Origin of the sequence: Nonomuraea sp. 3N208 (assembly GCF_052245935.1) — a bacterium.
GTDB lineage: Bacteria > Actinomycetota > Actinomycetes > Streptosporangiales > Streptosporangiaceae > Nonomuraea.
Window position 1 is genome coordinate 86,382 of sequence record NZ_JBQQBR010000041.1, and the last position, 23,428, is coordinate 109,809.

The 23,428-nt window shown below is 70.5% G+C and carries 19 protein-coding genes and 1 pseudogene; 5 read left to right on the forward strand and 15 right to left on the reverse strand.

Annotation, left to right across the window (positions count from 1 at the left end; genetic code table 11):
- Positions 1-149: 149 nt before the first annotated feature.
- The 10 genes from ACTWPT_RS45355 to ACTWPT_RS45400 are packed head-to-tail and all read right to left on the reverse strand — an operon-like array spanning position 150 to position 12,082.
- Entirely contained in the window at positions 150-1,712 is a 1,563-nt protein-coding gene (locus tag ACTWPT_RS45355; protein ID WP_443183746.1) for an arylsulfatase, read from the reverse strand.
- Positions 1,709-3,346 (reverse strand): alpha-amylase family glycosyl hydrolase, encoded by a 1,638-nt coding sequence (locus tag ACTWPT_RS45360; RefSeq protein ID WP_443183747.1) that lies wholly within the window; start codon positions 3,344-3,346, stop codon positions 1,709-1,711. Before ACTWPT_RS45360 ends, ACTWPT_RS45355 begins: the two co-directional genes overlap by 4 nt.
- Complete coding sequence (locus ACTWPT_RS45365) at positions 3,339-4,247, reverse strand: dihydrodipicolinate synthase family protein (protein WP_443183748.1); 909 nt, start codon at positions 4,245-4,247, stop codon at positions 3,339-3,341. Before ACTWPT_RS45365 ends, ACTWPT_RS45360 begins: the two co-directional genes overlap by 8 nt.
- The gene (locus tag ACTWPT_RS45370) at positions 4,247-5,857 is read right to left on the reverse strand and encodes an FAD-dependent oxidoreductase (protein ID WP_443183749.1); all 1,611 of its coding nucleotides are present in this window, start codon (positions 5,855-5,857) and stop codon (positions 4,247-4,249) included. The genes ACTWPT_RS45365 and ACTWPT_RS45370 overlap by 1 nt, the downstream gene beginning before the upstream one ends.
- Before the next feature lie 26 nt (positions 5,858-5,883).
- The gene (locus ACTWPT_RS45375; protein ID WP_443183750.1) at positions 5,884-6,681 is read right to left on the reverse strand and encodes an ABC transporter ATP-binding protein; all 798 of its coding nucleotides are present in this window, start codon (positions 6,679-6,681) and stop codon (positions 5,884-5,886) included.
- Positions 6,678-7,694: an ABC transporter ATP-binding protein gene (locus ACTWPT_RS45380; RefSeq protein ID WP_443183751.1), complete on the reverse strand. Its 1,017-nt coding sequence runs from the start codon at positions 7,692-7,694 to the stop codon at positions 6,678-6,680. Before ACTWPT_RS45380 ends, ACTWPT_RS45375 begins: the two co-directional genes overlap by 4 nt.
- Positions 7,691-9,211 (reverse strand): ABC transporter substrate-binding protein, encoded by a 1,521-nt coding sequence (locus ACTWPT_RS45385; RefSeq protein WP_443183752.1) that lies wholly within the window; start codon positions 9,209-9,211, stop codon positions 7,691-7,693. Before ACTWPT_RS45385 ends, ACTWPT_RS45380 begins: the two co-directional genes overlap by 4 nt.
- Positions 9,212-9,240: 29 nt before the next feature.
- Positions 9,241-10,107, reverse strand: coding sequence for an ABC transporter permease (locus ACTWPT_RS45390; protein WP_443183753.1), 867 nt, complete (start codon positions 10,105-10,107; stop codon positions 9,241-9,243).
- Positions 10,104-11,030, reverse strand: coding sequence for an ABC transporter permease (locus tag ACTWPT_RS45395; RefSeq protein WP_443183754.1), 927 nt, complete (start codon positions 11,028-11,030; stop codon positions 10,104-10,106). Before ACTWPT_RS45395 ends, ACTWPT_RS45390 begins: the two co-directional genes overlap by 4 nt.
- The gene (locus ACTWPT_RS45400) at positions 11,027-12,082 is read right to left on the reverse strand and encodes a LacI family DNA-binding transcriptional regulator (protein WP_443183755.1); all 1,056 of its coding nucleotides are present in this window, start codon (positions 12,080-12,082) and stop codon (positions 11,027-11,029) included. Before ACTWPT_RS45400 ends, ACTWPT_RS45395 begins: the two co-directional genes overlap by 4 nt.
- A 208-nt stretch (positions 12,083-12,290) precedes the next feature.
- On the opposite strand from ACTWPT_RS45400, the gene ACTWPT_RS45405 reads away from it, so the two are divergent.
- Positions 12,291-14,087 carry a glycosyl hydrolase family 28-related protein gene (locus ACTWPT_RS45405; RefSeq protein WP_443183756.1) on the forward strand — a complete coding sequence of 599 codons (1,797 nt, stop codon included), beginning with the start codon at positions 12,291-12,293 and terminating at the stop codon, positions 14,085-14,087.
- A gap of 22 nt (positions 14,088-14,109) precedes the next feature.
- Complete coding sequence (locus tag ACTWPT_RS45410; protein ID WP_443183757.1) at positions 14,110-15,123, forward strand: SGNH/GDSL hydrolase family protein; 1,014 nt, start codon at positions 14,110-14,112, stop codon at positions 15,121-15,123.
- Here ACTWPT_RS45410 and ACTWPT_RS45415 read toward each other — a convergent pair.
- A pseudogene (locus tag ACTWPT_RS45415) lies at positions 15,088-15,309 on the reverse strand (LLM class flavin-dependent oxidoreductase); the annotation flags it as partial. The gene ACTWPT_RS45410 and the pseudogene ACTWPT_RS45415 overlap by 36 nt on opposite strands.
- Positions 15,310-15,412: 103 nt before the next feature.
- Between ACTWPT_RS45415 and pdxR the strand changes: the two are divergent.
- Positions 15,413-16,855, forward strand: coding sequence for a MocR-like pyridoxine biosynthesis transcription factor PdxR (gene pdxR, locus ACTWPT_RS45420; RefSeq protein WP_443183758.1), 1,443 nt, complete (start codon positions 15,413-15,415; stop codon positions 16,853-16,855).
- Between the two features lie 27 nt (positions 16,856-16,882).
- Here pdxR and ACTWPT_RS45425 read toward each other — a convergent pair whose 3' ends face one another.
- Both ACTWPT_RS45425 and ACTWPT_RS45430 read right to left on the reverse strand, forming a co-directional pair.
- A complete protein-coding gene (locus ACTWPT_RS45425) occupies positions 16,883-18,238 on the reverse strand; it encodes an FAD-binding oxidoreductase (RefSeq protein WP_443183759.1) in 1,356 nt (451 codons plus the stop codon).
- Between the two features lie 216 nt (positions 18,239-18,454).
- Positions 18,455-18,646, reverse strand: coding sequence for a hypothetical protein (locus ACTWPT_RS45430; protein ID WP_443183760.1), 192 nt, complete (start codon positions 18,644-18,646; stop codon positions 18,455-18,457).
- Positions 18,647-18,754: 108 nt separating this feature from the next.
- On the opposite strand from ACTWPT_RS45430, the gene ACTWPT_RS45435 reads away from it, so the two are divergent.
- Positions 18,755-19,630, forward strand: coding sequence for an IS5 family transposase (locus ACTWPT_RS45435; RefSeq protein ID WP_443183761.1), 876 nt, complete (start codon positions 18,755-18,757; stop codon positions 19,628-19,630).
- 72 nt (positions 19,631-19,702) lie between these two features.
- The gene (locus ACTWPT_RS45440) at positions 19,703-20,005 is read left to right on the forward strand and encodes a hypothetical protein (RefSeq protein ID WP_443183762.1); all 303 of its coding nucleotides are present in this window, start codon (positions 19,703-19,705) and stop codon (positions 20,003-20,005) included.
- A gap of 65 nt (positions 20,006-20,070) precedes the next feature.
- On the opposite strand, the gene ACTWPT_RS45445 is transcribed toward ACTWPT_RS45440, so the two are convergent.
- On the reverse strand, positions 20,071-20,352 hold the full coding sequence (locus ACTWPT_RS45445) for a helix-turn-helix domain-containing protein (protein WP_443183763.1): 282 nt from the start codon (positions 20,350-20,352) through the stop codon (positions 20,071-20,073).
- Between the two features lie 82 nt (positions 20,353-20,434).
- Positions 20,435-23,290, reverse strand: a complete 2,856-nt coding sequence (locus ACTWPT_RS45450) for an AAA family ATPase (RefSeq protein WP_443183764.1) — start codon at positions 23,288-23,290, stop codon at positions 20,435-20,437.
- Positions 23,291-23,428 lie beyond the last annotated feature (138 nt).

The window sequence follows — 23,428 nt, forward strand, 5'->3', positions numbered from 1 at the left end:
CGCTCCTACTCCCCGCGCGGCCGGTCGCCGCCGAGGCGGCCCCGCCGTACACGGTAGAGCTGCGCGCCGACCACGCCGTCGTGGTCACCCACTCCTCGGGCGCCGGCGCGGTCTTCCGACCGACGCTGGAGGTGAAATGTCAGCCCGGCTCACAGCTGACGCACCCCTTCGCGGGATATGACGCCGACCCGCTGCGCCCAACACTGGTACGCGGTGGCCAACTCCGCGACGAGGTCGGGGCGGCGCTCGGCGAGATCGGTCAACTCCGAGCGGTCGGTGTCCATGTCGTAGAGCTCCCATGGCCCCGCGTGCTCGCGGACCAGCTTCCACCGCCCCCGGCGTACGGCGGCGTTGCCGAGGTGCTCCCAGAACAGGGGCGTGTCCGGGACCGAGGCGCCGCGCAGGGCCGGCAACATGGTGCGCCCCTCAAGTTGTGGCACCGCCCGCCCTCGGTACTCGCGCGAGTAGTCGACGCCGGCGGCACCGAGCAGGGTGGGCAGCACGTCGGTGAGCTGAAAGGGCGTTCGGACGATCCGCCCTGCGGTGAGCCCGCCCGCGGGCCAGTGCACGATGAACGGGGTCGCGATGCCTCCCTCGTGGACCCACCGTTTGTAGAGGCGGAACGGGGTGTTGGACAGGTTGGCCCACGCGGGACCGTAACTCGCATAGGTGTCCTCCGGGCCAGGGTCGATGCCCGGGATGTTGCCGACGCGCAACTCGGCGCCTTCCCGGGTGGCCGCCGGAATGATGTGCCGCTTGGCCCGGAACTCCTCGGGGTCACCGAGCGGCAGCGTCTCGGCGCAGCCGCCGTTGTCCGACAGGAACACCACCAGGGTGTCGTCGGAGACCCCGGATGCCTCCAGCCGGTCGAGGATACGGCCGATGCCCCGGTCCATCCGCTCCACCTGGGCCGCGTACACCTGCATGCGGCGTGCCTCCCACGCCTGATCCGGTGCCGAAGCCCACCGTGGTTGCGCCGGGTCGGGCGCGGACAGTGCCGACTCCGCGCCGAGCAGGCCTTCGGAGCGCAGGCGGTCGAGCCGGCGAGCGCGCAGGTCGTCCCAGCCCGCGGCGTAGACGCCGTCGTACCCGGCGATGTCCTCCTGGGGCGCGTGCAGCGGCCAGTGCGGCGCGGTGTAGGCGACATAGGCGAAGAACGGCCGGCCGGCGGCAGCCTCCCGGCCGATGAACTCCACCGCGTGATCGGTGATCGCGTCGGTGTAGAAGAACTGCGGATCTCGGGCCTCGGCGCTCGCGTCCACCTCGCCGCGGTACAGGGTCGCCGGGTCGTAGTAGCTCCCGCATCCGCTGAGCGTCCCGAAGAAGTCGGCGAATCCTCGCCGGGTGGGCCACGAATCGGCCGGCTCCCACAACGGCCCGCTCAGGTGCCATTTGCCCGACATGCCGGTGGCGTACCCGGCGTCTCGGAGCACCTCGGCGACGGTCACGCAGCGGTCGTTGAGGCTGCCCGGGTACCCTCCGGGTGCGCCGTTGCCGGCCAGAACGCCGATACCGGTCTGGTGCGGGTGCAGCCCGGTCAGCAGGGACGCCCGCGACGGGCTGCATCGTGCCGTGTTGTAGAACTGCGACAGCCGCACCCCGGACCGTCCGATCCGGTCGAGATTCGGCGTGCGGATCTCACCGCCGTAACAGCCGATGTCCGAGTACCCCAGGTCGTCGGCGAGGATCAGCACGATGTTGGGCTGTCTCATGTTCTGCTCCCGCCCTGCAGACGCAGCCAGGCGGCCGTGTCCGGCCCGAGCGGATCGCGTGCCGCGTCGAGGGTGTCGCTGCGCAGGAGGGTGACCGTGTTCGTGGGCATCGGCACCTCCGTGGCGCCGAGATTGACGACACACGCGAAGTCCGGTCCGCGCCGGAAGTGCAGGACGGAGCCGGCTCGGCCCACCCAGTCGAGCTCCTGCGGGACATCCAGCTTCCGCCGGATCCGCAGCGCCCGCGCCACGAGGTGATAAGTGGAGGCCGGGTCGTCCACCTGGTTCGCCACCGAGAGCCGTCCCCACCCAGGGGGCTGCGGAAGCCACGGGTCCGCGGACCCGAACCCGGCGCCGTCCGGTGCCGGCGTCCAGGGCAGCGGCACTCGGCAGCCGTCGCGTCCTCGGCGCCGCCCGCCGGAACGGGTCCAGATCGGATCCTGGAGGCGATCGTCGGGGATGTCCATGTAGTCGGGCAGCCCGAGTTCCTCACCCTGATAGAGGTAGGCGACGCCGGGCAGCGCCAGCATCAACAGCAGCGCGGCCCTGGCGCGACGGCGGCCCAGGTCCTCGTCGACCGGGCCCAGCTCGTGGCCGGACCTTCCCTGATGCTTGCGGGTGTCGGCACGGCCGTAACGGGTCACCGTCCGTTCGACGTCGTGATTGGACAGCACCCAGGTCGGCGGCGCATCGGAGAGTGACATCGTGCGGAGCGTGGAGTCGATCACCGTGAACAGATCGCCGGCGTCCCACGCGGACTGCAGAAAGGGGAAGTTGAAGGCGGTGTGGAGTTGGGCCGGCGCCACGTACCGGGCCAGCCGCTCGGGATCCGCCACCCATGCCTCGGCCACGAAGACCCTTGGCGGGTCGTACGCGTCGGCCACCGCGCGCCAGCCCCGGTAGATGGCGTGCACCTCGTCGCGGTCCCGGTGCGGATGGTCCGGCACGTCAGTCAGGACGAGCAGGTCTTCCTCCCGGTAGCCCAGATCGGGATAGCCGGGGTGCTTGATCAGGCCGGTGGCGACATCGATCCGGAACCCGTCGACCCCGCGGTCGAACCAGAAGCGCAGCAGGTCCAGGAACTCCGCGCGGACCTCGGGGTTGGACCAGTTCAGGTCGGCCTGGCTGGGATCGAACAGGTGCAGGTACCACTGCCCGTCGGGCACCCGCGTCCAGGCCGGGCCGCCGAACGTGCTGCGCCAGTCGTTGGGCACGACCTCCCCGGTGGGTCCTCGACCGTCCAGAAAGTGGTACCTGGCGCGTTCCGCGGAGCCCGGCGGGGCGGCGAGCGCGGCCTGGAACCAGGGGTGTTCGGTGGACGTGTGGTTCGGCACGACGTCCAGGATGACCCTCAGGCCATGCCGGTGCGCCTCCGCGACGAGTTGCTCGGCCTCGCGTACGTCGCCGTATTCGCGGGCGATGGCGCGATAGTCGGATACGTCGTAGCCCCCGTCATTGTTCGGCGACTCGTACCACGGCGTGATCCAGATGGCGTCGACACCGAGGCCGGCCAGATAGCCCAGGCGGCTGCGGATCCCGGCGATGTCGCCGATCCCGTCGCCGTCGCCGTCCGCGAACGACCGGATGTAGACCTGGTAGATCACCGCGGTACGCCACCACTCGACGTCACCCATCGGCGGCTCCGATCAGTTCCGGCTCGAGTCCGGTCAGGAACTCACGCAGCGCCGCCAGCTCGCCGTCGTCGAGGGTCCGCAGCGGTGGGGCGACCGCTGCCCGGCACAGACCCCGCATGGCCAGGGTCGCCTTGACGACCGGGACTCCGGCCCTGATCCGGTGCACCCCGAGCAACCGGATGACCCGTTTCTGGGCCAGTGCGGCACGCTCCTGATCGCCGGCGCCATACGCGGCGACCAGCTCCAGCGCGACGCGCGGGGCGATGTTGGCGATCCCGGGGGTGATCCCGTCCGCGCCCGCGGCCAGCGCGCCCAGCATCTTGCCTTCGGCTCCCTGGTTCACCCCGAAGTCCGGCCGGTCGGTTTTGACCTCGAGCCACTGACGCAGGATGTCCGTCTCACCCGAGCTGTCCTTGACGCCGATGACGTGCTCCATGTCGGCGACGGCCGCGATCGAGCCCTCCGAGAACGGCGGCGCGTACCGAGGGATGTTGTACGCGATCACCGGCACCGCGGCGGTACTGATCGCTCTGTAGTGTTCGATGATGTCGCGCTCGTCATGGTGGAAATAGCAGGGCGGGCTGAGGGCGACCGCGTCACACCCGGCCTCGGCGGCGATCTCGGCCCGCCTGAGCGATTCACGGGTGCCGGCGGCGGAGACGTTGACGATTACGGCGCCATCCGGCACCAGCCGCCGCCAGTGGTCGACGGCGTCGCCCAGGAACGCGCCGATCTCCGCCGTCTGGTGCAGCGGCCCCTCGCCGTTCGTGCCGAGGAGCATGATCTTCGTGATGCCCGCGGCGGCGAGCGCGCCGAAGTATCGCAGGCCGGCCGCGAGGTCCGGTCGTCCGCTCTCGCCGATCGGGGTCACGGCGGGGACGATCACGCCTGACACAGACATCAGTACCCCCGGATCTCTGGCCAGGCCAGCTCGACGCCGTCGACCTTCAGCGCGCTCTGGAACGCCCGCAGGTGTCCCTCCTTGCGCCGGACGTCATGCGGCTCCACCGTCTCCCCCAGACAGTAGGCCACCAGCGAGGCGGCGGCCTCGCCGATGTTCCACTCCACCGGGTGGAGCCGGTAGCAGCCGTTGGTGATGTGCGTGCTGCCGATGTTCTTGCCGGCCGGCAGCAGGTTCCTCATGCGCACGGGCAGCAGGGCGCCGAGCGGGATCTGGAACGGGCAACTGGCGACGTCGATGTAGTTGTCGCCGCCCGTTGAGGGGTGCAGGTCGATCCGGTACATGCCGACCCCGACCGTGTCGTCGTACTGCGTCGCGCCCGCCGCACCCCGCACGGCGAGAGACACGTCCTGTTCGACGACCGTGTACTCGGCCCTGATCCGCCGGGACTCGCGGATGTACGGCGCGGCGGCGAAGCCGTCGGGGGTGTCCATGACATCCGGCCGCAGCCGCAGTCCCGGCCAGCCCCGGCCGCCGTCCGGCCGCGGCGCCTCGGTCTGCAGCCAGTAGAGCATGCTCGCGGAGAGCTCACGCGCGCCGGCGAGATGGCGAGCCTTCTCCTCCTCGCTCACCCCGATGATGGGCCCCGCCACGTAGTCGATCATCGGCCAGTTCACCAGGGTGACGTCGCTGGTCACGAAGCCGGGCTCGTACAGCTCGCGGGCGACGGCCCGGCGGAACTCCCACAGTTCGCGGTCCCCGGGGTCCTCGCTCTGGTCGGCGAGCACGGGCCCGGACTGGATGTTCGGGGTGAACGTCCGCGTCAGCGGCTCCCGCGTCCGCGGGTCCGGGGCGGTCAGCCCGACCTGCGGTCCCGGCCAGTAATCGGGACGGTACGCGCGCCAGTGGTCGTACGCTGCCGGCCGGGCGATCACGTGGTCCTCGCCCTCCCGGTGATCGACGGCGAACACCCAGGAGAACGCCTGCATGTTGCCGGGCTGCGCCACCTCGGGCGCACTCGGCTCACCGGTCTCGTGCCGGGACTCGAACCCGGTGACATGCTCCGCACCGGCGAGCGGCAGTACGTCGCCGAGCTCGGTGGCGTCCAGATAGTACGGGGTCGTGATGTGCACCAGGCCGACGTCCGCGCAGTCCACCGTCACGCTGCGGACCCGGTCGCCGTCGGTCTCCGCCGCCACCGGCCGCGCACCGAGCAGGATGCGCAGCCGGCCGCTGCTCAAGTAGGGGTCGACCAGCGCGCGCAGCACGGCACCGCTGACCCGCGGCTCATGGCACAACGCACCGACCCGGCCCAGACCGGGATTCAGGTGTGGCTCGTTCCTGGCCGCCGCGGTGAGGGGATACCACGTCCGGTAGTAGTCGCGAACCGCGGTCCGGTAGCGGCGGTAGGAGGCGGTGCAGCCGAACTGCTCGATCCACCTGTGCTCATCCGGGGGCACGCCCTGGCTGGTGAACTGCCCGCCGATGCGGTCGCCTTCCTCGGTCAGCACCACCCGCAGCCCGTGTCGCAGAGCTGCGAGCGCGGCGGCGACTCCGCCGACACCGCCGCCGATGATGGCGAGATCCGCATCAGTGATCCGCGATTCCAACGTGTTCCCCCTGTTTGCATGTGGATTCAGGCGCCCTCTAGGTCGAGGGCGGCGTCGAGGAGCTTCCTGGTGTACGGATGGCCGGGCTGTTCGAACAGATCGTCGGCGGTGGCGGTCTCGACCAGGCGGCCCTGGTGCATGACCGCCACCCGGTCCGCGATCTGCCGGACCACCCCGAGGTCGTGGGTGATGAAGAGGATGGCGAGCCCACGGGCGGCGCGCAGGCCGGCCAGCAGTCGCAGGATCTGGGACTGCACCGAGACGTCGAGTGCCGAGACGGCCTCGTCGCAGACGAGCAGCCGGGGCCGCAGGGCGAGCGCGCGGGCGATGCTGACCCGCTGGCACTGCCCGCCGGACAGGGCCGTGGCACGCCGGGTGGCGACGCCGGCGTCCAGGCCGACGTCCGCGAGAAGTTCGTCGATCGCGGCATCCCAGGATCGGCCGTCCGGGGCGGCTGAGGGGTGGGTCCGCCAGGTCTCGGCGATGATCGACCGGACGGTCATCCGGGGGTTGAGCGAGGCTGCGGGGTCCTGGAAGACCATCTGGATCGCCCGCCGGGTCGCCGGTGGCCGCTTCGTCACCGGGCCGACCGGAGCCCCGTCGAACAGGACCGCCCCTTTCTGGTGTGCTTGGAGTCCGACGACGCAGCGGGCGACCGTGGTCTTTCCCGAGCCGGACTCCCCGACGATCGCCAGGGTCTCGTCAGGGCGGAGGACGAAAGAGACGCCGTCGACGGCATTCGGTTTGGTGCCGCGCCTGCGCTCTCTCCAGGTGAGGAAGTTGACGACGAGGTCGCTGACCTCGACCAAGGCCGATGCGCTCACGTTTCCTCCGGGAAGTGGCAGGCGACCTGCCGGCCGGCGGCGACCCGGCGCATCTGCGGCACCTCGCTTCGGCACCGGTCCTGCGCCTTGGCGCACCGTGGGTGGAAGGGGCATCCGCTCGGGCGTTCGGCCGGGCTCGCCGGGCTGCCCGGCAGCGGTTCCGCGATGGCCGTCTTGCTGCGTACGGCCGGCACGCTCACCACGAGCGCCCGCGTGTACGGATGCGCCGGGCTTTTGAGCACCTCGCGGCCGCTGCCGACTTCGCAGATCCGGCCGGCGTACATGACGACGACCTCGTCCGCCACATGTGCCATCACCCGCAGGTCGTGGCTGACCAGCAGCATGGCCATGCCCTCCTCGTCGCGGACGCGCCTCAGCAGCGCGAGGATGCGGGCCTGCACGGTGACGTCGAGCGCCGTCGTCGGTTCATCGGCGAGGATGAGCTGCGGCGATCCGGCCAGTGCCGTCGCCACCATGGCCCGCTGTCGCAGGCCGCCCGAGTACTGGTGCGGATATTGAGCGTGCCGGGTCTCCGGGTCCGGGACGCCTACTCGGTCGAGCAGGTCGATCACGGTCCGGCGGACCTCCTTCGCGGGCATTCCGCCGCGCCGCAGAATCTCGCCGACCTGCCGGCCGATCGTCTGCGTCGGGTCCAGCGCGGCCTGAGGATCCTGAAAGATCATCGCTATGCCGTGCCCACGCAGCCGGCGCCGGTCCTGCTCCGCCATGGTGACCAGGTCCACGCCGTGCCACCACATCCGGCCGGAGACCGCCGCGCCGGCCGGCAGCAGGCCGACGATCGCTGTCGCCGTCATCGTCTTGCCGCTGCCCGATTCACCGATCAGGCCGGTGGTCCGGCCCTCCGCGATGGTGAACGAGACATCGTCCACCACGCGGACCTGGCCGGCCGGGCCTGGCAGGTCGATCGACAGGTGCTCGACCCGGAGCAGCGGAGCGGGCTCCAGGGCGAGCACCGCCGACGACGGATCGGTGACGTTCGAAGACCGGTTCACGATCCACCGGTGCCAATCCGGACGGTGGAGAAGTCCGGCGTGAGGCCCGGGGTGATGGCGAGGCCCTGCACGGACTTGTTCCGGACGTACAGGTTCCGCACGAACATGGGGTACATACCGACCGCGTCATCCCAGATGATCTTGTTGGCCTGCGCGTACAGGTCCTGCCGCTTGGCGGTGTCGCTGGTCGAGCCCGCCTGGGCCAGCAGGTCGTCGAGGTCCGGGTTGCAGTAGCCCGTGCGCTTGGCCGCGCAGGTGTACAACCGGCCGAGGTTGGTCGCCGCGTCGAAGCCGGCGGTGCCGAGTTGCTGGATGTTCAGATCCCACTTGAGCGCCAGCAGATCCTGCAGGAAGACCGCCGCCTCCTTCTGGGTCGGCTCGACCTTGACCCCGATCTTCGCGAGGTCGCTCGCCACCGCGTCGGCGAACTGCTGGAACTGCGGCTGGGAGAACTGGGCCTGGATCGTCTGGTCGTAGTCCCAGCCGGCGTCGTCCAGCGCCTTCTTGGCCGCGACCGGGTCGTATCGCACCGGGGTCTGCGGCGCGTAGCCGAGCACGTTGGGGCTCACCACCGAGTCCGCCACCGAACCGGTCTCCGGGAACAGCGACTTGATGATGGTGGCGAAGTCGACCGCCTGCCACAGCGCGCGCCGGACAGCGGCTTCTTTGAGCCCCTTGCGGGAGCTGTTCATCCACATGGTGATGACGCCGCTGCCCGAGTCCTTCTCCACGACGAGGTTGGGATTCCCCTTCAGGCCCGGCAACTGGTCGTCCGGGACCGCCCACGTCATGTCCACCTCGCCGGTCTTCAGTGCGGTCATCTTCGCCGCCATCTCCCCGATGCTGCGCAGTTCCAGGCGGTTCAGCGCCGGCTTGCCGCCCCAGTAGCCGGGGTTGGGGGCGAGCACCAGGCTCTGGCCCGGCGTGAACCGCTCGACGACGAACGGGCCGGAGCCGATCGGCTTGGTCCAGCCGTCGTTCTGGTGCGCGGCGGGGGTGACATAGAAGGTGATGAGCTTGCCGAGCAACGCGGGATCGGGGCCCTTGGCCGTGATGACGACCGTGTTCGTACCGCTCGCCTTGGCCTCATGGCCGGTGAAGTTGGCGGCCATGGCGCCCTTGAGCTCGAGAAGCCGGTTGAAGGAGGCGACGACGTCAGCGCTGGTGACCGGGGTGCCGTCGGAGAACTTGACGTTGTTCCGCAGCGTGAAGGTCCACTCCGTGGCGTCTTCGTTGGGCTGCCACGACTCGGCGAGCACGCCCTCGAACTTGCCCTCCCCGACCGTACGGACCAGCGGGCTGAAGATCGCCTTGGCGGCGACCTGGGTGCCGTTGTCCATCGAGGAGGCACCGTGCGGGTCGAGGTTCTCGATCGGGGTCCACACGGCGACGGCCAGCTCCTGCGGCACGTCACCACCGGCCGACGAGCCGCCGGTGGTGCTGCAAGCGACCAGCCCGGCGATGGAAACCGTCGCGGCGGACAGGGCCACCGCGCGACGAAGCCGATTGAGCCTCATGGAATTCCCTCCTGACATTGGCTGAGCAGTCAGCGGCTGGTGCCGAGACGCTGCGTGAGGTGGTCGCCGAGCAGGCCCGTGCTCACCACGAGGCCGGTCAGCGCCAGCCCCGGTAGCGCCGAAATCCACCAGGCGGTGTCCAGATAGTCCTTGCCGTTCGCGATGACCTGGCCCCAGGAGACCGTGGCCGAGGGCAGGCCGAGGCCCAGGAAGCTGAGGCCGGCCTCGGACAGCACCGCGCCGGCGAACTCTGTGGTCGCCAACGCGGTCACCGGACCGATCACGAACGGGATGATGTGCCGGATGATCATGACCGGGGTAGGAACCCCGATCAGCCGCGCGGCGTCGACCCACGGCCGTTCGCGCAGCGAGAGGGTGAGCCCGCGGGCAAGCCTGGCGAAGCCGACCCAGCCGGCCACCGACAGCGCCAGGACCACGACCAGCATGCTGCGCTCGAGGAGGCCGGCGATCACGATCGCGAGCAGGATGCCGGGGAAGGCCATCAGGATGTCGATCAGCCGGGAGATCGCGACGTCGGTCCAGCCGGCGAGGTAACCGGCGAGCGTCCCGAAGGCCAGCCCCACCACCAGGCAGGCGGCCACCACGGAGATCCCGATGATGATCGACGTCCGGGCGCCGTAGACGAGCTGGCCGAGCATGTCCCGGCCGGCGCCGTCGGTTCCGAGCACGGCGACCGTGCCGTCCGCCCTGACCGCCCCGATCGGCAGCAGCCGGTCCGCCACGCTGGTCGCCACCGGGTCGTACGCGATCAGTAGCGGCCCGATCAGGCCGACGAGCAGGTAGCCGACGAGGACGATGGCGGCGATCGTGGCGACGGCCGGTGTGGACCGCAGGCGGACGGGCCACAACCGGGGCCGTACGGTAATCGCGCTCATGCGCCCGCCCCCAGCCGGACCCGCGGGTCGAGCCGGGCGGCGATCAGATCCGCCGCGACGTTGCAGCAGACCACGATGACCGCGATGAGGAGTACGGCGGCCTGCACGATCGAGTAGTCCCGGTTGGCGACCGCGGTCACCAGCAACGAGCCGAGGCCGGGCCAGGTGAAGACGCTCTCCACGATCACCGCGCCGCCCAGCAGCGTGCTCACGTGCAGCGCGCCGACGGTCACCACCGGTGTCGCCGCGTTGCGTACCACATGTCCGGTCACCACCTCGCGCGTGCTGAGCCCCTTGGCGTACGCCCGCTGTACGTAGGGCTCCGCCATGGTGTCGGCGACGCTGCTCCGGGTGATCCGGGTGAGGAGCGCGGTGAAGGGGGCGGCGAGCGTGAGCGCCGGAAGCACGATGTGGGCCGGGGTACCGGTGCCGGCGCTGGGGAGCAGCCGGAGCTGCAACGCCATCAAAAGGATCAACATGATCCCGATCCAGAACGGCGGCATCGAGTAGAGGGTCAGGGCGAAACCGGAGATCCCACGGTCGATCCACCGGCCGCGGTAGGCGCCGGCCAGGGCGCCGAGCACGACGCCCGACATCGCTATGACGGTCGCCACCAGGGTGAGCTCCACCGAGGCCGGCAGCCGGGACAACACCAGCTCGAACGCCGGCTGTCCGAAGCGGTAGGACTCCCCGAAGTCGAGCGTCGCCAGCTGGGTCAGATAGTGCCAGTACTGGACCGGCAGCGGCTGGTCCAGGCCGAGCCGGGTCCGGGCGGCCGCCACCTCGGCGCCTGTGGCGTCCGGTCCGAGCAGCACCAGCGCCTGGTCTCCGGGGGCGAGCCGCATGATGAAGAACACCAGTGTCGCGGCCCCGAAGATGATCAGGACGCCGGTCGCCGCCGTGCGCAGCGCGTACCTGGTCATCCCCGGACCACCCGGCTGATCGAGTTGCCGCGTACGTCCGTGCACGGCACGACCAGCTGAAGAGGCGGCTGGTCCGCGCCCTCGAGCAGGTTGACCAGCAACTGCACCGCGGCCCGGCCCATCTCCACCCGTGGTATCTCGAACGACGTCCAGATCCTGGTCGTGGTCGGCGCCGGGGCGGAGCCCAGGAACGCGACCGACAGGTCGTCCGGGATGCGCACGCCGGCCGCCTCTGCGACCTCGGCCAGGGCGACACCGGTGGCGTTGTCCTCGGAGGGCTCAACCAGGACCGCCGTGATCCCCGCCCGGACCCATCCGGTGACCCGGTCCGCGCCGATGTCCTCGGCACCGGAAGAAAACTCGACCACGAGGTCGTCCGGGCTCAGGCCCGCGGCCTGAGCACCTTGTCGCAGGCCGAGCTCGCGATCCTCGCCCGGCTCGGCGCCGTCGGTCTGCCGCAGCAGCAGGATCCGCTGATGCCCGAGCGCGACCAGCTCCTCCACGAGGGCCGCGGTCGGAGCGACGTAATCCGGGGCGACGTAGGACAGCTCGGTTCCCTCGATGTCGCGCCGTCCGATGAAGACGAACGGGAAGCCCTCCTTGACCAGGTTCGCCAGGTCGTCACGCGAGATGTGCCGGCCCAGCAGGACACAGCCGTCGGCTTTCAGCAGCGCGTTGCGCCCCCTGGCGTAGACCCCGCCTTGGGCGGTGTTGGCCGAGGTGAACAGCAGCAGGTCGTAGCCGAGCCGCGCCGCCTCCTCCTCCACTCCGACCAGGAACGGGTGGTAGAAGTCTCGCTGGTCGACCGGGAACACCGACTCGAACGTGTAGAGCCCGATGGTCTTGACGGTCATCCCGCGCAGCGCACGGGCGGCAGGGTTGACGGCATACCCCAGGTCTTCGATCGCCTGTTGAACCCGCCGGCGGGTCTCCTCGGCCACCTGCACGCCCGGGCGCTCACTGAGCACGAGGGAGACGGTGGCCTGGGACACTCCGGCCCGCTGGGCGATCTCGACTTGGGTGGGGCGTCGCGGCCCGGCTCGTTTTCGCATGGCGATCCAGTTGACTAATACGTAACGACTCCGAGGCACTCTAGGGACCCGGCGGCGGTCTCCACAAGGGGTAAGTTTCCCGAACATTGCCATCAGATGTCGCAAACCAGCCCCAAGTGGAGCATTTGTTGCCTCTTGTGAGGCGGATATGACGTCTGTACGATCCTCGATCTATACGTATCAGGTCGCTTAATGAGAGGTAGAGGCCATGTCCGAGGGGACCGATCGTCGAGCGCTGTTACGGATCGGCGGTGCGGCACTGGGCGCGGCCGCGGCAGCCGCGTCATGGGGACCGACACCCGCGGCGGCCGCCGCCGTGGACCCGCAGGATGTCGTCACACCACAGCAGTTCGGCGCGGTGGCCGACGGGCAGCACGACGACACCGACGCCATCCAGCAGGCCATCAACGCCCAGCAGACCCGGCTGAACCGGATCGTCGTCTTCCCGCCGGGCACCTACCGGATCACCCGCACCATCGTCATCCCCGACCTGCCCGGGGAGCCCTTCAACCGCATCCAGCTGCGCGGTTACAGCACCATGACGAACCGCGCCTCGATCATCCAGGTGACACACGACGGGGTGGGCATCGACGTCCGGTGCTCCCTCGCCGCGATCTACGGCCTGGCCTTCGTCGCCCCTGCCAAGACCGCCAATAATGTAGCGCTGCGCTTCGCCGGTGAGGCCAACACCGACGACACCGACGCCGCCATCCTGGAGTGCACGTTCGTGTCGTTCAAGCTCGCCGTCGAGCATGTCGGCCGCGGGCTGTACTTCTCGCACAACCTCGTCGCCCTCTGCACCACCGGCGTCAGCCTCGCCTGGCCGACCGGCGGCGTGGAAGGAGGCTCCGTCCATGTCCCGCCGTACGGGTTGCGGAAGTGGCTCATCGCCAACAATCACTTCCACAGTCCGTTCCAGGCCATCGTCACGCAGGGCGCCGAGGACAGCGACTTCCGCGGCGCGATCATCCAGGGCAACCTGCTCGACATCGGCCGGCGGCTGCTGATCGGCAGCCTGACCAACTCCACCATCAGCGGCAATGTGGTGGAGAATGCGGACAACGGGCCGATCATCGAGATCACCAGCGGGGGCCACAACCTGACCATCGGCGACAACGTCCTCGGCGGGTTCGAGCCGCCGCAGAACAACGGCCCGTGCGCCATCCAGTTCTCCAGCGGTGTCACCGCGCACAACGTCACCATCAGCGGGAACACGTTCAACTGGCTCAACCACTCGCCGATCCGATTCGAGAACGACGCGAGCAAGATCACCATCGCGAACAACTCGTTCGACAACTGGAACCTCGACGCGAAGACCGATGCCGCGGCGATCAGGGTGGCCGGGAAGGCGCAGGCGTTCAGCATCATCGGCAACGTCATCTCGGCCGATCCGGCCGACCGGCCGCCGATTCTGACCACCGGCGGGCTGCACGACTCACACGTCATCGGCAACGCCTCTGAGCATGTGCCGCTGGTCGCGGGCACGGTGGGGGCGGATTCGTTCGTACAGGCCGATCCGGGCCGGTTCAACCGGATCGAGGTGGCCCAGCCGCTGGGAGCGGCAGCCAAGGTGGTCAGCACCTGGACCGGGTCGATCAAGGTGGGCGAGGACCGCTACGGCTCGTTCGTCGTGGAGGGCAGCAACGCCAACCCGGGCGTCAAAGGCGGGCTGCGGGTGGTCCCGGTCAACGCCTCGGGATCGGCCGCCACCGAGTTGCTGTGCTCGACCACGTCCACCAATGAGCTGGTCTCCATGATCTCCAACGCCACCGGGCTGGTTCCGCCCGTCGACAACGTACGAGATCTGGGCAGCGCGGATCGACGGATGCGAGCCGTGTACACCCACCAGGTGGTCCTGGCCGAGCACGCGCCGGACACACTGCCGAACGCGGCCGACCACGCCGGAGGCCTCATCCTGATCCACGACCCCAAGACCGGCACGCGCGGCCTCGCTCTCTCCGACGGTGGATCCTGGCGGAACGTCGTGCTCGGCGCAGAGGTCTGATCAAGGAGGTGATCCGGTTCGCATGGCGCTGATCCAGCTCGCTCCTGACGCGCGGCCGGCCGTCTGGCGGGGCAGCCTGGCCTGGACGGAGGAGGGCGGCTCATGGCAGCCGTGGCGGTTGCCACCGGACCGGATCGCCACCGCCCACGCTCCGGTCCTGGTCACGCGTGCGCGAATGCCGGCCGGCGTCCGCGCGGTCGTCCGTACCGACGCGACCGCGCTGGAGCTGCGTACCTACGCCGTGGACGATGATGTGACGTCGCTGGACGTCGTCGTGGACGGCGCGCTGTGGCGGCGGACGGCACTGACGGCCGGGACGGCGACGAGCCACGTCACGTTGCCGCCCGGCGCCAAGGTCGTCGAGGTTTGGTTGCCCCAGTTCGGCGAGATCCGGATAGGACCCCTCGTCCTGCACGGCGCCACGTACGCCACCGCCGCCACGGATGAGGGATTCCGCTGGGTCACGTACGGAAGCTCGATCACCCAGTGTCGCTCGGCTTCCGGCCCGAGCGAGACGTGGCCCGCTCTTGTCGCTCGACGCCTCGGCTGGGATCTCACCTGTCTCGGATTCGCCGGGGAGTGCCACCTTGATCCCATCGTCGCCAGAGCCATCACGCGTACGCCCGCGAACCTGATCTCGCTGTGCCTCGGGGGCAACATCTACGGCACTGCGAGCCTCGGCGCACGGACGCTCACCGGCCAGGTGTCGGGTTTCATCCAGACGATTCGCGATGCCCATCCGCACGTGCCGATCGCCGTGATCTCGCCGATCGTCTCACCGCGCCGTGAGCGGTTGCCCAACCGCGCGATGATGACCCTCGACGATGTCCGCGGCGCCGTGACGGACGCCGTGACCACACTGCGTCGATGCGGCGAGGCACGGCTCCACCTCGTCAGCGGCCCGAGCATCTTCGGGCTCGAGGATGCTCACCTCCTGCTGCCTGACTCCCTGCATCCAAACGCCGACGGCTATCGCCTCATGGCCGGGCGACTCGCCCCCCGCCTGGCAGCCATCGCGCCCGCCCGGAGCCGGTAAGAGCATGCCGCGATGGCACACCGGCTCGCCGGACCAGGCGGCGGCCAGGATCGCCAAGGACTCGTCGAGCATCCGCCCGCGCCGCCGGTCGTCGAGCTGCTCGCCGGTCTTGGACAGCTCGCCGCCGAACCGGTCGCTTCCGAGGCCGACGCCGAGGGTGAAGCGGCCGTCGCTGAGCCGATCCAGCGTCGCGGTCTCCCGCGCGACCTTGACGACGACTGGCGCCCCATCCCACCAACGAAATCACAGGAATCGGTACACGCCGATAAGGTCCCATCCTATGGGCCGATTGAGGACCAATTCAGGGCCGGCCGAGGATCTGCTCATCGAGCTGAACCGCGACGCCGGGGTGCCACTGCACCGGCAGATCGAGGCGTCTATCCGCGCAAGCATCCGGGCCGGCCGGCTGCCGGCGGGCGCGTCGCTGCCACCCACCCGCACCCTCGCGGCCGGCCTCGGGGTTTCCCGCGGGGTGGTCGTGGAGGCCTACCAGCAGCTCGTGGCCGAGGGCTACCTCGCCAGCCGATCGGGTGGTTACACCCAGGTCGCCGCGTCGATGCCGCCGGTCGCCGCCGGCGCGGGCTCCGCGGCTTCGATGGCGCAGCCGGCCGCGCGCAGTGCCGGCGTCAGGGCCGGCTTCAGGGTCGACTTCGGGTACGGGCGCACCGACGTGTCGCAGTTCCCGCGGGCCGCCTGGCTGCGCTCGGTTCGTACCGTGCTCACCACCACGCCCAACGACCGGTTCGCCTACCTCGACGGGCGTGGCGTGCCGGAACTGCACGAGGCCCTGTGCGACTACCTCAACCGGGTGCGCGGCACATCGTCCGTCCCGGGCAACGTGGTGATCTGCAACGGCTATGGGCAGGGCATCTCGCTGCTGATCCAGGTGCTCGTCCGGCACGGCGCCAGGCGGATCGCCCTGGAAGACCCGTCGTCCGACGACGACGCCCGGGTGATGGCCGGCGCCGCGGGTCTGGACGTGGTCGGCATCCCGGTGGGTCCGGACGGCGTTCAGGTCGATGCGCTCCATCGGGCCGACGCCGATGCGGTCGTGCTCACGCCGTCGCACCAGTGGCCCACCGGCGGGGTGCTGTCGGCGGCGGCGAGGGCCGAGGTGATCCGCTGGGCGAAGCGCCGCGGCGCGATCGTGGTCGAGGACGACTACGACGCGGAATACCGCTACGACCGCTCGCCGGTGGGCGCCATGCAGGGCCTGGCGCCCGATCATGTCGTCTACTGCGGTACGGCCAGCAAGACGCTCGCGCCGGGGTTGCGGCTCGGCTGGCTGGTAGTGCCTCCCCAGCTGGTCGCCGACGTCGCCGCGGCAAAAGTGCTCGCCGACCGCGGTTCGCCGGTCATCGACCAGTTGACGTTCGCCGACTTCCTCGCGCGCGGCGAGTTCGACCGCCACCTGCGCCGGATGCGTCCGGTGTACCGCCGCCGCCGCGACGCGCTGCTGGACGCCCTGCGCACTCACCTGCCCGATCTGGAACCGGCCGGAATCGCGGCCGGGCAGCATGTGGTCGCCTGGCTCCCGCCCGACCTCGACGAGGCGGCGGTGGTGGCGGCCGCCGCCCGGCACGGGCTCGGCATCCACGGCGTCGGCCCGTACCGGATCGCCGGCACTGGACCGGGTGGCCTCATCTTCGGCTACGCCATCCTCGGCGAGAGCACCATCGCCGAGGGGGTCGCGCTGCTGGCGACGGCCATCCGGGAGGTACGGGGACCCTGATCCCGCGGCACATCCAGGACATGCGCATCAGTGTGCCGGGCGGATGTTCTGGTTCAGGTGGAACACGTTGGCCGGGTCGTACGCGGTCTTCACCGCGGTCAGCCGGGCCAGCTTCGCGGCCGAGTACGCCCGCCGTACGCCGCGCTGCCCATCGGCCAGCTCGTCGGCCGTCAACGAGTTGACATACACCCCACTCGCGTACGGCTCGAGCGACGCACCAGCGGCGCGGGCGGCACCCATCCTGGCGTCGTCCTCGGCCGGGTCGATCCAGCGGGAGCCGGCACCGAACTCGAACATCGTGCCGCGGTGGCTGAACGCCGCGTCTGCTTCCGGGACATCGGCGATCGCGCCGCCGTGCGCCTGCAGGCCGACGCCCGGCAGGTACGGGCTCGCGCTCAGGTCGGTGCCGCCGCGCAGCAGGAACGCCTCGATCGCCGCGGTGGGGAATCGCCGCAGGTAGTGCCCCTTGGAATAGCGGCGGTAGGCGTGGCCGCCGATGGAGTCGTCACGTTGCTGAAGTTCGAGGTACGACGGTGTGGTGACGCGCGACGCGACGGGACGCCCGAGCGCCCGCATCGCGGGGAGCAGCCGGCGGCCCTCGGCCGGGTCGCCGACCCACACGAACCCCAGCGTGGCGATCGGGCCGGCGGGACCGCTGCCGACACTGGCGGTGAACGTCGCCTGCCGGGGCGCGACGGCATTCAGGTCGCGCCAGCCCTCAATGACCGGGACGGCGTCCTCGGCGCGGAAGTCGAACTCGGCGACCAGCGTCCGCGTGCCGATGCGATGCAACTGGAACTCGAACTCGGTGACGATGCCGAAGTTGCCACCACCACCGCGCAGGCCCCAGAAGAGGTCGGGGTTCTCGGTGCGGCTCGCGGTCACCACGTTCCCCTCGGCGGTGACCATCGTGTAGGAGACGACGTTGTCGCAGGCCAGGCCATACTGGCGGGCCAGCCAGCCCATGCCGCCGCCGAGCGTGAGCCCGCCGACGCCGGTGTGCGAGACGTTGCCGGCGGTGGTGGCGAGGCCGTACGCCTGGGACGCCCGGTCCAGCGCGCCGAGCAGCGCGCCGCCCTGCACCCGGGCCCGGCGACGGGCCGGGTCGATCCGCACGCCCCCCATGGGCGTCAGGTCGATCATGAGACCACCGTCGGGCACGGCGAAGCCGGCGACGTTGTGGCCGCCGCAGCGCACGCCGATCTCCAGGTCCAGTTCCCGGGCCATCCGCACGGCGGCGACCACGTCGGCGACGCCCGCCGCGCGGACGATCATGCTTGGACGCCGGTCGACCATGGCGTTCCAGACGGTACGGGCGGTGTCGTAGCCGGTGTCGCCAGGCATGAGGAGCCGGCCGTCGAAGCGGGTCGCTGTCGTTGTCATGCCACTCAGCCTGGCAGGAATCGGTACACGCGATAAGGTCCGATCCTGTAGGCCAATTGAGGACCAATTCAGGACCTTCTGGAGTCCTTCAACGACCACATCCCGGTCGGCGCCCACACCTGGGCCGCGCGTGCTGCGGTCGAGACCCTGCAGGAACAGACCGACGCCCTGCACGCCCACCTCGCTCCCGCCGAGCCCTCACACCGACTGCTCGCCTTACGCGGTCGGGGCGGCCGGTACCTGGGCGCAGGCGGCGAGGGCCAGGCAGATGGCGATCACCCCCAGGATGAGCCGCCACGGCACCACGAGGGGCACGTCCGCGCGCATGGCCGTGGCGAGAGCGCGTCGCATGCCCAGCAGCGCGGGCAACGCCACCACGAGCCCCAGCCCGGTGCCGAGCAGCACCACGAGCGCTGATCGCCGCCGTGGCCGAGCACGAACCCGACATCGTCGAGCAGACCTAGGACCTGTTTTCATATTGATCTTTGCGTGATCTGAGGTCTTCATGATCGTCGGGTGCGTGGTGATCTGAGCGATGAGCAGTGGGTGGTGCTGGAGCCGCTGCTACCGGTCGCGGCCGGGCGGGGACGTCCGGCCGTGGTGTCGCGACGGCTGCTGATCGACGGCATCCGGTGGCGGGTGCGGACCGGAGCGCCGTGGCGGGACCTGCCGGAGCGGTACGGGCCCTGGCAGACGGTGTACGGGTTCTTCCGGCGCTGGCAACGCGCTGGGATATGGGCCGACATCCTCATGAAGCTGCAGGCCAGAGCGGATGCGATGGGTGACGTGGTGTGGGAGGTGAACGTCGATTCGACGGTGTGCCGGGCGCATCAGCATGCTGCCGGTGCCCGCCGGGAGCCGGACCGGCAGCAGGAGTCGCCGGACGGTCCGAGCCTGGCCGAGCCGGCCGATCATGGGCTGGGCCGCTCCCGGGGCGGCTTGACCACGAAGCTTCATCTCGCCTGCGAGCAGGGGCAAAAGCCGCTGTCGTTCCTCCTCACCGCCGGGCAGCGAGGGGACGCGCCGCAGTTCGTGCCCGTCTTGGAAGCCATCAGGGTGCCGCGCCTGGGTCCGGGACGGCCGCGTACCCGCCCCGTCCGGGTGCGCGGTGACAAGGCCTACTCCTCTCGCGCCAACCGCGCCTACCTGCTCCGCCGTGGGATCAAGGCCACCATCGCCGAGCCCGCCGACCAGGCGCGTAACCGCAAACGGCGGGGCCGGGCGGGAGGCCGGCCGCCAGCCTTCGACGTCGCTGATTACCGCGCCCGGCACGCCGTGGAGTGCGGCATCAACCGGCTCAAGCGCCACCGCGCGGTGGCGACTCGCTATGACAAGCTCGCCGTCCGCTACCACGCGACCCTGCACGTCGCGATCATCGGCGAATGGCTCTGACCAGCCTCTGCGCCGCCGCGGCATGCCATCCTGGAGCATCGCTGATCACCACCACAACCCGAGGAGAGCGAGATGGCCGCCGACTTCTTCATCGCCGACACCGAAAACGGCCGCTTCGTCGACGACCCCGCCCAAGACGCCCTCCTCCTGCTGATTGCCGGCCTCAACCACGACGACAACACCTTCGTCACCATCAACCCCGCCGACGAGAGCGCCGCCTGGTATGCCTCGGTGTCTCTGCTCCCCGACGGCGGCTACGAAGTCGAACTCGCCGATCCTGACCGGCAGGAGCACCAGCACGCCATCCACACCGACCACGACAAGATCGCCCAGCATGTCAGCGATTGGCTCGCCACTCACCAACACGCCAGATGATCAGCCCGCTTCTCCTCGCGCCATTAGAAAACAGGCCCTAGTCAGGTGACCCGCGCCTGGGCGGCTCAGCGTCGGTCAATGCCGACCCGCACCCCATCCGCGCCCAATGGCCGGGCCGGTAGCGGTTCGATCAGGTCCTCCATGGTGCAGTCCAGGATGTCCAGCAGCGCCATCAACGTACGGAGGCTGAGCCGCTCCGGCTTCTCCGCCACTAGCCGGTACACCTGGCTCGGCGACAGATCGATGCCGCGCTCGGCCAGCAGCGGACGCAAGTCGGTGGTGGAGAACATGCCGCGACCGGCCATGACCTCCCGTAGTCGCCACCGGTAGTCCAGCTTGCAGGTCATCTCGTGAGCCTTCCCCGCTGCACTGAGAGGTCGTCGATCGGCGGAACGCCCGCCTGGGTCGGATGCGGGTGCGCATCACCGGTCACGCGATGCCTTGGAGCTGGCCACGAGAGGTGATGCCCAGCTTGGCGAAGACCTTGCCAAGGTGGTATTCGACGGTGCGGGGGCTGACGTACATCTGACCGGCGATCTCCTTGTTCGTCAGGCCCTGGCGGGCCAGCCTCACAATCTGCCTTTCCTGCGGCGTGAGCTGATCGGCGGTTTCGACCGTACGCCTGCGGGCCGTCTCTCCGGTCGCCAGCAGCTCGCGCTCCGCCCGGCCGGCGAACCCTTCCATGCCCATGGCCACGAACAGCTCGTAGGCGGTGCGCAACTGCTCGCGCGCGTCGTCCCGGCGCCGCCGCTCGCGGCGCAGCCATTCGCCGTAGACCAGGTGGGAGCGGGCGAGGTCGACGCGCATGCGTGTCCGCCGAAGCCGGTCGATCGCCTCGCGGTAGTGGCCGTCGGCCTCCTCGCCTTGGCTGAGCAGCGCCCGCGACCGGGCCTCGACCCCGAGAGCCCAGTCGGTTCCGCTCGCCTGAGTGGACGGGATGAGTTGCTCGAGCGCTCGGGTGGCGAGCTCGCGCTCGCCGCTGGCGACCGCCGCCTCGACGAGCTCGGCCGGTGCCCAATGTGCCGCGGCACCCGGCGAGGGGTGGTACGCGCAGGCGCGTTCGGCGGCCGCCCGGGCTTCCTCGTACTGGCCGAGGCCGTTGTGGAGAACGGCTCTCAGCCACTGGCTGACCGCCACGGTGGCTCCTTCCCCCCGGGATACCGCCCCGCTCATCAGGGCATTGGCCAGTTGTTCCGTCTCGGCCTGCCGTCCCCGCCATGCTGCCAGAGCGAGGGCGCCGCCCACCGGCCCCTGGAATCCGAAGCTGGTCCGGACACCGGTGGCGGCGACGAGGGTCTGTATCTCCTCGTTCACCGACGCCGCCTCGTCCAGTTCGCCCTCGAAGGTGAGCAGTATGAGACGCGTGCTCCACTCCAGGGGCAGCAGGGCGAGCGCGCCGGTGTCACGGACGAGACGGACGTGGCGATCCGCCAGTTCGCGACTCGACCTGTCGTCCCACAGGGCCACGGCCATGGTGTGGGCGGCCCATAGCCAGCGGGACTCCTCCGCGGCGGAGATGTCCTCGCTCAAGAAGAAAGCCAGGGCCCGCCGCATGACCGGTGCCGCGCTCCGCGCGTCCTCCGTGAAGTGCCGGGCCAGGGCGTCGAGGAGGAGGTCGGCGACCCGGGGTGTGGCGGGCGCAGGTGGCGCCGCACGGGTGGCCGCCGCGACCTCCACGAGGCCGCGGCCCTTCTCCGGGAGGACGCCGATCGCGGCGGACAACGCTTGCAGATACGTGTCGCGGGCCAGTCCGGTGTCCAGGGGCTCGAATCGTCTGGCGGCTTTGAGCAGCATCGGCGCGGCGGATCCGCCGTGATTCGAGGTGCTCGCGATCTCGGCGCGCAGGAGTTCCGCGTGGGCGAGTCTCAGCTCGTCCAGCGGCCCGGCCTGGGCCGAGGCCAGCAGTGCCAGAGCAGGCTCGGGTGCACCGGCCAGGTGCTTGGCCCGTGCGGCGGCAAGCGCGCGCTCTGCCCGGCGTCGGGGGTCGGGCGTGAGCGCGGCCGCCCGCTCCAAGAACGCGCCGACGGCCGCCAGGCCACCGCGCGCCTGCGCACGTCCGGCCGAACGTTCGAGCTCCGCGGCAACCTCCTCGTCCGGCTGCGCGGTGCCGTGCGCACGGTGCCAGGCGCGCCGATCCGGATCGGCATCGACATCGGTCGCCTCCGCCAGCGCCAGGTGCACCCTCCGGCGTTCCTCCGGCAAGGCCGCCCGGTACACCGCCGATCGCATCAGCGGATGCCGGAAACGCACCCGGACGCCGAGGACGATCATGTCGTTCACTGCGCCGACCACCGCCATGCCGAGCCCGAGCCGCGCGGCCGCACGCCACAGCAGCGCCGCGTCGCCCAGCGGGTCGGCGGCCGCCAGCAGCAACAGTCGCCGGGTGTGCGCGGGCATGCGTCCCAGCTGTCGCCGGAAGCCGTCCTCGATGCGGCCAGAAAGCGTCGGCGTGGCCGGCAGCCCGAACCCGCCCGCCAGTTCGGGCCGGGTGAACTCACGCGCCAGTTCCAGCAACGCCAGCGGGTTGCCACGGGCCTCGGCGACCAGCCGATCCCGTACCTGCTCGTCCAGCGGGCCGCGGCCCACCGAGCGCAGCAGCGCCCGGGCATCGCCGGCGGACAGGCCCGCAACGTCCATCACCGGCAGCCCGGACAGCTCGTCCATCTCGCGGGCGCCGCGTACCGCGAACACGCAAGCCACCGACTCCGCGACCAGCCGGCGCGCGACGAAGGCGAGCACCTGCGCCGAGGCGTGGTCCAGCCACTGGGCATCGTCGATCACGCAGACCAGTGGACGCTCGTCGGCCGCCGCCGCGAGCAGGCTGAGGACGGCCAGGCCGAGAAGCAAGCGGTCCGGCGCCGGTCCGGCGCGTAGCCCGAACGCGGTGCCGAGCGCGTCGCGCTGCGGTCCTGGCAGGCCGTCCAGCAGGTCCAGCATCGGCGCGCAGAGCGAGTACAGCGCCGCGAACGCGACCTCCATCTCCGCCTGCACACCCGCGGCGCACACCACACGGCAACCAGAAGCCCTCTCGGTCAGGTGATCCAGCAGCGCCGACTTGCCCACCCCCGCCTCACCGCGCAGCACCAGCGCCCGGCTCTGTCCGACGCGGACCGCGGCGAGCAGCCGGTCGAGCGCCTCGCACTCGGCTTGCCGGCCTGGCAGGCCGGCCTTTGTGCCGTGGCGGTGAAACCTGCCGGGCAGACCGCTGACGCTGCCCAACATCGAGGGTCCCCCGCCGTGTCCGCCCACGTCCCCGAGCAGCTCGAGACTCGACTTGCCAAGCACCGCGGCATCACCTCCCACCACATCTCTCGAACCCTGACTTAGTTCAAGACCGTACGAGTGGTTGAGTGGGGTCTGCGTACGTAGGAGTACGTAAAGGTACGAGAGCGTGCCCGGATGCCGTTCTGGCACCGACCCCGG

Bases quoted from the DNA above. Each gene is read 5' to 3' on its own strand.
- ACTWPT_RS45365 (WP_443183748.1), bottom strand. From the start codon at position 4,247: ATGTCTGTGTCAGGCGTGATCGTCCCCGCCGTGACCCCGATCGGCGAG.
- ACTWPT_RS45445 (WP_443183763.1), bottom strand. From the start codon at position 20,352: ATGACCTGCAAGCTGGACTACCGGTGGCGACTACGGGAGGTCATGGCC.
- ACTWPT_RS45405 (WP_443183756.1), top strand. From the start codon at position 12,291: ATGTCCGAGGGGACCGATCGTCGAGCGCTGTTACGGATCGGCGGTGCG.
- ACTWPT_RS45385 (WP_443183752.1), bottom strand. From the start codon at position 9,211: ATGAGGCTCAATCGGCTTCGTCGCGCGGTGGCCCTGTCCGCCGCGACG.
- ACTWPT_RS45425 (WP_443183759.1), bottom strand. From the start codon at position 18,238: ATGACAACGACAGCGACCCGCTTCGACGGCCGGCTCCTCATGCCTGGC.
- ACTWPT_RS45440 (WP_443183762.1), top strand. From the start codon at position 19,703: ATGGCCGCCGACTTCTTCATCGCCGACACCGAAAACGGCCGCTTCGTC.
- ACTWPT_RS45390 (WP_443183753.1), bottom strand. From the start codon at position 10,107: ATGAGCGCGATTACCGTACGGCCCCGGTTGTGGCCCGTCCGCCTGCGG.
- ACTWPT_RS45395 (WP_443183754.1), bottom strand. From the start codon at position 11,030: ATGACCAGGTACGCGCTGCGCACGGCGGCGACCGGCGTCCTGATCATC.
- ACTWPT_RS45360 (WP_443183747.1), bottom strand. From the start codon at position 3,346: ATGGGTGACGTCGAGTGGTGGCGTACCGCGGTGATCTACCAGGTCTAC.
- ACTWPT_RS45400 (WP_443183755.1), bottom strand. From the start codon at position 12,082: ATGCGAAAACGAGCCGGGCCGCGACGCCCCACCCAAGTCGAGATCGCC.
- ACTWPT_RS45355 (WP_443183746.1), bottom strand. From the start codon at position 1,712: ATGAGACAGCCCAACATCGTGCTGATCCTCGCCGACGACCTGGGGTAC.
- ACTWPT_RS45410 (WP_443183757.1), top strand. From the start codon at position 14,110: ATGGCGCTGATCCAGCTCGCTCCTGACGCGCGGCCGGCCGTCTGGCGG.